Below are 8,135 nucleotides of genomic sequence, written 5' to 3'. Positions count from 1 at the left end.
GACGCATTGGTCAATGACTCGGAGAGCAGGGCGGCCAGCCGGTCGGCGTTGGCGTCCAGCGCGGCGTAGACGGCCGCGTCGGCGGCGCGCAGCGTCGCCAGGCCGGCGGCCACCGCCACCGGGTTACCGGACAGCGTCCCGGCCTGATACACCGGACCCAGCGGCGCCAGCCGCTCCATCACCTCGGTGCGGCCGCCGAACGCCGCCGCGGGCAGCCCGCCGCTCATCACCTTGCCGAAGGTGAACAGGTCGGCGTCGACCGGATCGATTCCGTACCAACCGCTTCGGCTCACCCGGAAGCCGGTCATCACCTCGTCGACGATCAGCAGCGCGCCGTGCTCGGCGGTGATCGCGCGCAGCGCGGCGTTGTAGCCGGCCGCGGGCGGGACGACGCCCATGTTGCCGGGGCTGGCCTCGGTGATCACCGCGGCGATCTGGTCGCCGAGCTCCGCGAAGGCCTGCCGCACCGCGTCAACGTCGTTGTAGGGCAACACGATCGTGTCGGCGGCCGCTGCGCCGGTGACCCCGGGCGAGGACGGCAGCCCCAACGTCGCCACGCCTGATCCCGCGTCGGCGAGCAGCGCGTCGGCGTGGCCGTGGTAGCAGCCGGAGAACTTGACGATCTTGGGCCTGCCGGTGAACCCGCGGGCCAGCCGGATCGCGCTCATCGTCGCCTCGGTGCCGGAGTTGACCAGCCGGATCCGCTCCACGGGCGCCACCCGGCCGATGATCTCGGCGGCCAGCTGGCTCTCCGCCGGGGTGGGGGCGCCGAACGACAGGCCGGACGCGGCGGCCCGGGTGACGGCGTCGACGACGGCGGGGTGCGCGTGCCCCAGGATCATCGGGCCCCACGAGCAGACCAGGTCGACGTAGCGATTGCCGTCGGCGTCGGTGAGCCAGTACCCGTTGGCCTCGGTGATGAAGCGCGGGGTCCCGCCCACCGCGGTGAACGCCCGCACCGGGGAGTTCACCCCGCCGGGGATGACGGCGCAGGCGTCGGCGAACAGCCGGGCCGACGCCGTCGTCATCGCGGCGTGCGCGGTCGCCCGGTCACTGCTTCCCATGACAACCAGTGTCCCAGCCCCTGCGGCCGGTACAACTACAGGGTGTAGCAGGACGGGTCAGGCGTCGCCCTGCGATCCGGCTTGCTGGGCGGCCTGGAAATGATGGCGGGCGGCTTCGCGCTCTTTTTCCGCCGCCCGCCGGTGCGCCTCGACGTCCCCGAGGCGCTCGTCGGCCGCCCGCTCGTGCACCTCGGCGGCGCGCTCGTGGGCGACGGCGGCCTCGTAGTGCCGGTCCCGGTCGCGGCGGTGCGCCTCGTGATCCCGCTCGTGGGCGTGCCTGGCGCGGTCGGTCGCGAGCTCGACGTCTTCGAGCGTGATGGGTTTGCGCGCAGCCAGGGCTTCACCCCTGCGCTTGAGCTCGTCGGCGCGCTGGGCCGCCTCGTTACCCGGCGAATCACCCATGTTCAGACACTAGACCCGTTCGGTGTGAAAAGTTGGGTTGATGCCGGGCGGTTGCCGCGAGTTGGATGGCGGTATGCAGATGCCACAGAGTCTCGCCCGGTTCAACCGTCGCGTCACCAACCCGATGCAGCGGCTGTGGGCCGGCTGGCTGCCGCCTTTCGCGATCGTGGAACACGTCGGCCGCCGCTCGGGCAAGCCGTACCGCACCCCGGTGAATGTCTTCAGCGCGGAGGTCGACGGCAAGCCCGGGATCGCGATCCTGCTGACCTACGGCCCGGACCGGGACTGGCTGAAAAACCTGACAGCCGCGGGCGGCGGGCGGATGCGCCGCAACGGCAAGAGCTTCGGCATCGCGGACCCGCGGGTCGTCAGCAAGGCCGAAGCGGCGACCCACGTCAGCCCCGGAGCGCGGCCGATTTTCGCGCGGCTGCCGTTCGAGGACGCGGTGCTGCTGACCAAGACCGAGTGAGGTGGCTGCCCGCACGCCCGCGTGGCTCCGGCGTCCGGGCAAGCGGCTGATCCAGGTCGGTCAAATCGACACCCGCACGGCGTGCGCTCGACATGGTCAACCGGACGCCAGTTGGCTGAGCACGCGCAGAAAAGCGGATCGGTCGCTGGAGGACAGCTGCCCAAGCCAGCGCTCCTCGGCTTCTCGAATGTCGCGCTGCGCGGCACTTCTGATCGAGCGTCCGGCGTCGGTGATCGCAAGCAGGCGCGCGCGACGGTCGTCGGGATCGGGTGAGCGTTCGATGTAGCCGTGCTCCTGCAGCTCGTCGAGCGTGGGAATGATGCGCGTCTTGTCGGCGCCGACCGCCTCGGCGAGCGCCGCTTGCGTGCGAATCGGCGACCCGTCAAGCGCGCCGAGTATGACGTAACCCCACATCGACAGGCCGTGCGCCGCCAGCACCGGCCGCTCGGCGGCTACGGCTTGGCGGGCCAGCGGCACGAGCATCGCCGCGAGATCTGGACGGTTCGACTTTCGGCCCATGTCGTGATGATAGAGTTTGCCAGATTATAAGCGTCGTCATATCATCTACATTCGCTTATTATTTAACGTGTTCCCCGTACCCGCGCCCGCCGATCGCACCGTTACGCACTCGTCGCGACCGCCATTCGACATAGGAGCTCGCCATGACCACAACCCGATCCGACGCCGTCCGTGGTGACGATGGACGTCCAGCGACCGACGGGGCGGCCGGCCAGCCGCCGATCACACCAGGGGCCGGACTCATCAGCACCGACTGGCTGCCGGGCCCCTGCGACTCAACCCGGTTGCCGGTCGTGGTGAGCTACACCGACTTTCACGCCGAATCGGAGAAGGATTGGCAGCAGGTCGCCGAGCTAGGTGTGAAGCTGGCGGAAAGTTGGCCGATTATGCAAGGCGCCGTCGGGCTGTGGCTGTGGGGCAAACCCGCCGAGTGGCGCGGTGGATCGCTATCGGTCTGGAACAACGGAAGCGATTTACGCCGATTCATCCGTTGGCCCGTGCACGCCGAAATCATGAGGAACTGGCGGGGACGGCTGCGGGTGCAGTCGGCGAGTTGGGCCGACGAGCGATTCGTCCCGACACTGACATGGCATCGCGCCGAGGAGCACATGCGGATACCCCGCCGCGTGTGAACGTCAGTCGTCAGCGGCGATCGCGCGGCGAGTACCGATTCGGCTACGGACCCGGGCAACGACGTACAGCCCGACCACGACGGCCCACGACAGCAGGCTGAGCCAGAGCTGGCTGCGCGCCGAGCGGTCGAACGCCATCTGCACCAGCACGGCGGTGATTCCGGCGAGGGTGAGGATGGAAAGTACCGGAAAGAACCACATCTTCACCCGCAGCTTTGCGGCGGGGGTGCGGCGGCGCAGGATGATCTGCGACAGCGCGATCAGCCAGTAGACGAACAGGATGACGGCGCCCGACGAGTTGAGCAGGAAGAGGAACACGGTGTTGGGCGCGACGCGCGCCATGACGACGCAACCGAATCCGACCGCCGAGGAGCACAGGATCGCGATGTGCGGAACCCCCCGCCCGCTGAGCCTGACCAATCGCGCCGGGGCCTCACCGCGGCCGGCGAGCACGAACAGCATGCGCGACGCCGTGTAGAGCCCCGAGTTCAGGCAGGACAGCACCGCCGTGAGCACCACCGCGTTCATCACCTGGTCGGCGCCGCGCAATCCCAGGTGGTGCAGCGCGGCCACATAGGGCGAGGCACCGAGTTCCACTGAGTCCCAGGGCAATATCGCCACCAGCAGAAAGACCGAGCCGACGAAGAAGACGCCGATCCGCGCCACCACCGACCTGGTCGCCTTCTGCACCGCGAGCTCGGGGTCCCGGCTTTCGGCGGCGGCCACGGTGACGATCTCGGCGCCCACCATGGAAAAGATCACCACCACGATCGCGGCGAAGACGGCCCCCACGCCCTTGGGAAAGAATCCGCCGTGCGCGGTGAGGTTGCCCAGGCCGCCGGGATGGCCGGGCACCAGGCCCAGGACGAACGCGGCGCCGATGCCGAGAAAGACCACGATGGTCGCGACTTTGATTCCGGCGAACCAGAATTCGAATTCACCGAAGGACGACACGGAGAACAGGTTGGTCGCGGTCATCAAGATCATCAGGCCCAGCGACAGCAGCCACAGCGGGGCGTGAAACCAGTAGTTGAGGACCTTCCCGCCGGCGACCGCCTCGAAGCCGACCACGATCACCCAGAAGTACCAGTACAGCCAGGCGACCGAAAAGCCCGCCCAGCCGCCCAGCGCCCTGCCCGCGTAATCGGCGAACGATCCGGTCGACGGGTTCGCCGCGGCCATCTCCCCCAGCATGCGCATCACCAGGACGATCAGCAGGCCGCACAGCGCGTATGTCAGGAACGCCGCGGGGCCGGTGTCCTTGATCACCACGCCGGAGCCGACGAACAGGCCGGCGCCGATCACCCCACCGAGGGCGATCATGCTGAGCTGGCGCTGCGACAACCCTTGGCGCAGTTGCGGAGTGCCGACCATCGCTCCTCGCCCCCGCCCGGTGAACCGCGGTCAGTCCAACCGGGTGGCCACCACGGACCACACCGGGAGGTGCACCCGGTGGTCCTCCAGAAGGGGGTCGATGACGCCCAGCCGGTGCACCAGCGGCCGCATCCGCTGCAGGATCTCGCCCTGCTGCTCGGAGGCGAACTCCTTCATGGCGTCGAACGTCTCCTTCAGGAAGCGGGCCTGATACGTCGTGCCGCCCAGGTAGTCGATGCGCCATCCGTTGGCACCGAACACCCGCTCGAAGTTATCGGCGGGGATGGCCGTCCACTGCAGGCCGTTGACGTTGTGGGGGCTGAACTCGAACATGTACAGCCGGGCTCCGGGTTTGGTGGCGCGGTGCAGCGCCTGGGCGTACCGCGTCTGGACGACCCCGTCGTTGAGGAACACGTGATAGAAGGCGCTGTCCACCACCGTGTCGAAGCGGCCCTCGAACCCCTCCAGCTTGGTGGCGTCGGCCACCTGGAAATCGACCTGGACGCCGGCCCGCTCCGCGTTGCGTTTGGCTTGCTCGATGGCCGAGGGTGAGTCGTCGATGCCGGTCGCCGAATACCCCTGCGCCGCAAAGTGAATGGCATGGTAGCCGGGACCGGTGCCGGGATCGAGCACCTCGCCGCGGATCCCGCCGTAGGCCACCAGCTGCTGCACCGCCGGCTGCGGGCCGCCGATGTCCCACGGGATCCGCCGGCCGGCGTGCTCGGCCTCGTCGTACAGCGGTTCGAAACCGGCGACGTTCGCGTCAGTCATCTCTTCTCGCTTCCTCGCGGCTGCCGACTGCGAACGAGACTACTGCGCGGAGGGCTCAGAGGTGCAGGTCTTGCTCCCGGATCGCCGCCGTGGCGAGCACGCTGATGACGGCCGTCGCCACCAGGTACCCACACGCCAGCCACGGCGCGCCACCGAGGGCCGCGATCAGCGCGGTCATGATCATCGGGGTCACCCCGGAGGCGTAGATGCCCGAGAACTGATAGACGAACGACAAACCGGTGTAACGGGTGCTGGTGGGATACAGCGACGAATACAGCGTGCCCTGCGCCCCGTAGAACAGGGCGTGCACCACACCGAACACGATGATCAGCGCCACCCCGAACCAGACCAGGTTCCTCGTGCCGAACAGCGCGAAGGCGGGAAACGCCGCGATGCCGTAGCAGGCGACGCCGGCCAGATACACCCGGCGGGCGCCGAACCGGTCGGTCAGCGCCCCGGACACGGGCAGCAGCACCGCCATCAGCAGGGCCGCGATGGTCACCACCACCAGCACCGACACCCGATTGAACCCCAGCGCGCCGGTGGCGTAGCTGATGGCGAACACGCCCCAGGTGTTGAACGCCGAGCCCTCCGCCCAGCGAGACAGCAAGCCCAGCACGGTGTTTCGCCGGGACCGGGGTTCGCGCACGATCTCGCGGATCGGCACGGTGGCGGTGGCCTCGAGGTCACGCAGCTCCCGGAAGGCGGGTGTCTCCTCCACCCGGAGCCGCACCACGACGCCGATCACGACGAGCACCAGGCTGAGCAGAAAACCGATGCGCCAGCCGTAGGCGAGGAATCGGGCCGGTCCCAGGGCGATCTGCAGGAACGCGAATATGCCTGTGCCCAGAGCCAATCCGAGCGCCAGTCCGATTTGCGGAATCGCCCCGAACCGGCCGCGGCGGCCGGCGGGACTGTGCTCCACCGCCAACAGCACCGCGCCCGCCCACTCGCCGCCGAGGGCGAACCCCTGCAGGATCCGCAGCGCCAACAACAGCAGGGGCGCCCACACCCCGATCTGGGCGGCGGTGGGCAACACCCCGATCAGCGCGGTGGCGACGCCCATGATCAGCATGGTCAGCGCCAGGCTGCGCTTGCGACCGATCCGGTCGCCGATGTGGCCGAACACCAGCCCGCCGACCGGCCGCATGACGAACCCGACGGCGAAGGTGGCGAACGCCAGGAGTGTGCCGACCAGCGAGCTCTCGCTGGGGAAGAAGACCTTGTTGAACACCAGGCCCGCCGCGGTCGCGTAGAGGAAGAAGTCGTACCACTCCACGGTCGTGCCCAACAGGCTGGCCGCGACGACGACGCGCAGGCGCCGGCGTTGCTGCGCGCCGGACTCGTCGACCGCGCCGGCGGTCGCGCCGAGGGGCACGCCGGTCGCGGGCGCCGGCAAGGTAGCCGCCATGGCCTTAGTGGGCCGAGGCGACCGCGAACGGCGTCGCCGAGACCGGGTGGGCTTTACGGTTCGGGTGGTGCCACAGGCCCATCCGCTCCAGCAACGGCAGCACGCCCTCGCCGAACCAGTAGGCCTCTTCCAGGTGCGGATACCCGGACAGGATGAAGTGGTTGATGCCGAGCTTGGCGTATTCGGCCAGCCGCTCGGCGACCTCGGCGTGCGACCCGACCAGCGCGGTGCCCGCGCCGCCGCGGACCAGTCCCACCCCCGCCCACAGGTTGGGGCCGACCAGCAGCCGATTGCTGCTGCCGCCGTGCAGGTCCAGCATGCGGCGCTGACCCTCCGACTCGCTGCGCGCCAGGCTGGCCTGCACCCGCTCGACGTCGGCCGGGTCGACGGCGGCCAGCAACCGGTCGGCCTCGGCCCACGCCTGCTCGGACGTATCGCGGCTGATGACGTGAATCCGCAACCCGTACTGCAGGATTCGGCCGGCATCGACGGCCAGGCCACGCACCCAGTCCAGCTTCTGGCCGACCGCCTTGACCGGTTCGCCCCAGGTGAGATACACGTCGGCATGCTGGGCCGCGACCGGCCCGGCCGACGCCGACGATCCGCCGAAGAACACCGCGGGCACCGGGTCGGGCGGGTTGTTCAGCTGCGCACCCTCGACGTGAATGTGCTCTCCGGCAAAGGTCACCGGCGTCTTCGACGTCCACAGCCGGCGCACCACGTCCAAGAATTCGGCGGTGCGCGCATACCGGGCTTCTTTGCCCAGGAAGTCCCCGTAGGCCCGTTGCTCGTGGGGTTCGCCGCCGGTGACGACGTTGAGCAGCAGCCGGCCACCCGAGTGGCGCTGGTAGGTCCCGGCCATCTGGGCGGCCAGCGTGGGGCTCAGCAACCCGGGCCGGAAGGCCACCAGAAACTTCAGGGTTTCGGTGGCCTCGACCAGCATCGCCGTCGTCAACCACGCGTCCTCGCACCACAATCCGGTGGGGGTGAGCACGGCCTCGAAGCCGTTGTCCTCGGCGGCCGCGCAGATCTGGTGCAGATAGCGCAACGTGGCGGGCCGGTCGCCGGACATCGGCGTGCCGTGTCCGCCCGCCACCAGGTTCCGGGAATCACCGTAGGTCGGCAGAAACCAGTGGAACGCCAGACTCATCCTCAATCCTCTTTCAATCCACGACGGGAAGCACGAAAGCTCCATCCTGCGAAACTTGCGTGCGGGCCGCGAGGGTTGAAAACGTCGAGATTGCATCCCCGGTCGGCGGCGGTCGCCCCGGTCCGAGCGCGCGCTGCTCGTGGTCCATTCGCCCGCCCGCGCCGTCGCCGCGATCGGCCGCTCTTCCGTTGCGGCGCAATGGTTTACGGTCGGAACGGCAGCGCATTGGCACCCCGGCCGGCGCCATGATGATGGCCGTATCACGACGCCGCAACTCGGCCGCCTCGCGCCGCCCGAGGCGGCGAATGGGTGCACCGCAGGTAACCGGTTGGAGACCGACAGG

The 8,135-nt window shown here is 69.2% G+C and carries 10 protein-coding genes; 2 read left to right on the top strand and 8 right to left on the bottom strand.

The features are described 5' to 3' along the window. Positions 1-1,064 (bottom strand): glutamate-1-semialdehyde 2,1-aminomutase (locus tag A9X03_RS17640; protein WP_067784283.1); only part of this gene is annotated, 1,064 nt, incomplete at its 3' end. Positions 1,065-1,121: 57 nt separating this feature from the next. After that, the gene (locus A9X03_RS17635) at positions 1,122-1,466 is read right to left on the bottom strand and encodes a hypothetical protein (protein WP_067748316.1); all 345 of its coding nucleotides are present in this window, start codon (positions 1,464-1,466) and stop codon (positions 1,122-1,124) included. Positions 1,467-1,539: 73 nt separating this feature from the next. On the opposite strand from A9X03_RS17635, the gene A9X03_RS17630 reads away from it, so the two are divergent. After that, on the top strand, positions 1,540-1,935 hold the full coding sequence (locus A9X03_RS17630) for a nitroreductase family deazaflavin-dependent oxidoreductase (RefSeq protein ID WP_067748314.1): 396 nt from the start codon (positions 1,540-1,542) through the stop codon (positions 1,933-1,935). Positions 1,936-2,031: 96 nt separating this feature from the next. On the opposite strand, the gene A9X03_RS17625 is transcribed toward A9X03_RS17630, so the two are convergent. Beyond that, entirely contained in the window at positions 2,032-2,454 is a 423-nt protein-coding gene (locus A9X03_RS17625; protein ID WP_067748312.1) for a MarR family winged helix-turn-helix transcriptional regulator, read from the bottom strand. Positions 2,455-2,597: 143 nt separating this feature from the next. Here A9X03_RS17625 and A9X03_RS17620 point away from each other — a divergent pair, with 143 nt between their 5' ends. After that, positions 2,598-3,086 carry a hypothetical protein gene (locus A9X03_RS17620; RefSeq protein ID WP_067748310.1) on the top strand — a complete coding sequence of 163 codons (489 nt, stop codon included), beginning with the start codon at positions 2,598-2,600 and terminating at the stop codon, positions 3,084-3,086. A 3-nt stretch (positions 3,087-3,089) separates the two neighbouring features. On the opposite strand, the gene A9X03_RS17615 is transcribed toward A9X03_RS17620, so the two are convergent. The 5 genes from A9X03_RS17615 to A9X03_RS30365 form a co-directional block, all read right to left on the bottom strand. Then, entirely contained in the window at positions 3,090-4,460 is a 1,371-nt protein-coding gene (locus tag A9X03_RS17615; RefSeq protein WP_068262194.1) for an amino acid permease, read from the bottom strand. Positions 4,461-4,490: 30 nt separating this feature from the next. After that, complete coding sequence (locus A9X03_RS17610) at positions 4,491-5,231, bottom strand: class I SAM-dependent methyltransferase (protein ID WP_156746588.1); 741 nt, start codon at positions 5,229-5,231, stop codon at positions 4,491-4,493. A 55-nt stretch (positions 5,232-5,286) separates the two neighbouring features. Next, positions 5,287-6,642, bottom strand: a complete 1,356-nt coding sequence (locus A9X03_RS17605) for an MFS transporter (RefSeq protein ID WP_067784279.1) — start codon at positions 6,640-6,642, stop codon at positions 5,287-5,289. Positions 6,643-6,646: 4 nt separating this feature from the next. Then, positions 6,647-7,792: an LLM class flavin-dependent oxidoreductase gene (locus A9X03_RS17600; protein WP_068262192.1), complete on the bottom strand. Its 1,146-nt coding sequence runs from the start codon at positions 7,790-7,792 to the stop codon at positions 6,647-6,649. Positions 7,793-7,805: 13 nt separating this feature from the next. Continuing rightward, positions 7,806-8,135, bottom strand: a 330-nt coding sequence (locus A9X03_RS30365; protein WP_231975410.1) for a hypothetical protein, incomplete at its 5' end; no start/stop codon positions are given.

The organism is Mycobacterium sp. E1715 (assembly GCF_001667625.1).
Taxonomy (GTDB): Bacteria; Actinomycetota; Actinomycetes; order Mycobacteriales; family Mycobacteriaceae; genus Mycobacterium.
Note: the sequence above shows the minus strand (reverse complement) of the source record. Positions and strands in the feature narration are given on the sequence as shown.

What these genes read in the sequence shown, in the direction of transcription:
- A9X03_RS17615 (WP_068262194.1), bottom strand. Translation starts at nt 4,460, where the DNA reads ATGGTCGGCACTCCGCAACTGCGCCAAGGGTTGTCGCAGCGCCAGCTC.
- A9X03_RS17620 (WP_067748310.1), top strand. Translation starts at nt 2,598, where the DNA reads ATGACCACAACCCGATCCGACGCCGTCCGTGGTGACGATGGACGTCCA.
- A9X03_RS17625 (WP_067748312.1), bottom strand. Translation starts at nt 2,454, where the DNA reads ATGGGCCGAAAGTCGAACCGTCCAGATCTCGCGGCGATGCTCGTGCCG.
- A9X03_RS17635 (WP_067748316.1), bottom strand. Translation starts at nt 1,466, where the DNA reads ATGGGTGATTCGCCGGGTAACGAGGCGGCCCAGCGCGCCGACGAGCTC.
- A9X03_RS17600 (WP_068262192.1), bottom strand. Translation starts at nt 7,792, where the DNA reads ATGAGTCTGGCGTTCCACTGGTTTCTGCCGACCTACGGTGATTCCCGG.
- A9X03_RS17610 (WP_156746588.1), bottom strand. Translation starts at nt 5,231, where the DNA reads ATGACTGACGCGAACGTCGCCGGTTTCGAACCGCTGTACGACGAGGCC.
- A9X03_RS17605 (WP_067784279.1), bottom strand. Translation starts at nt 6,642, where the DNA reads ATGGCGGCTACCTTGCCGGCGCCCGCGACCGGCGTGCCCCTCGGCGCG.
- A9X03_RS17630 (WP_067748314.1), top strand. Translation starts at nt 1,540, where the DNA reads ATGCAGATGCCACAGAGTCTCGCCCGGTTCAACCGTCGCGTCACCAAC.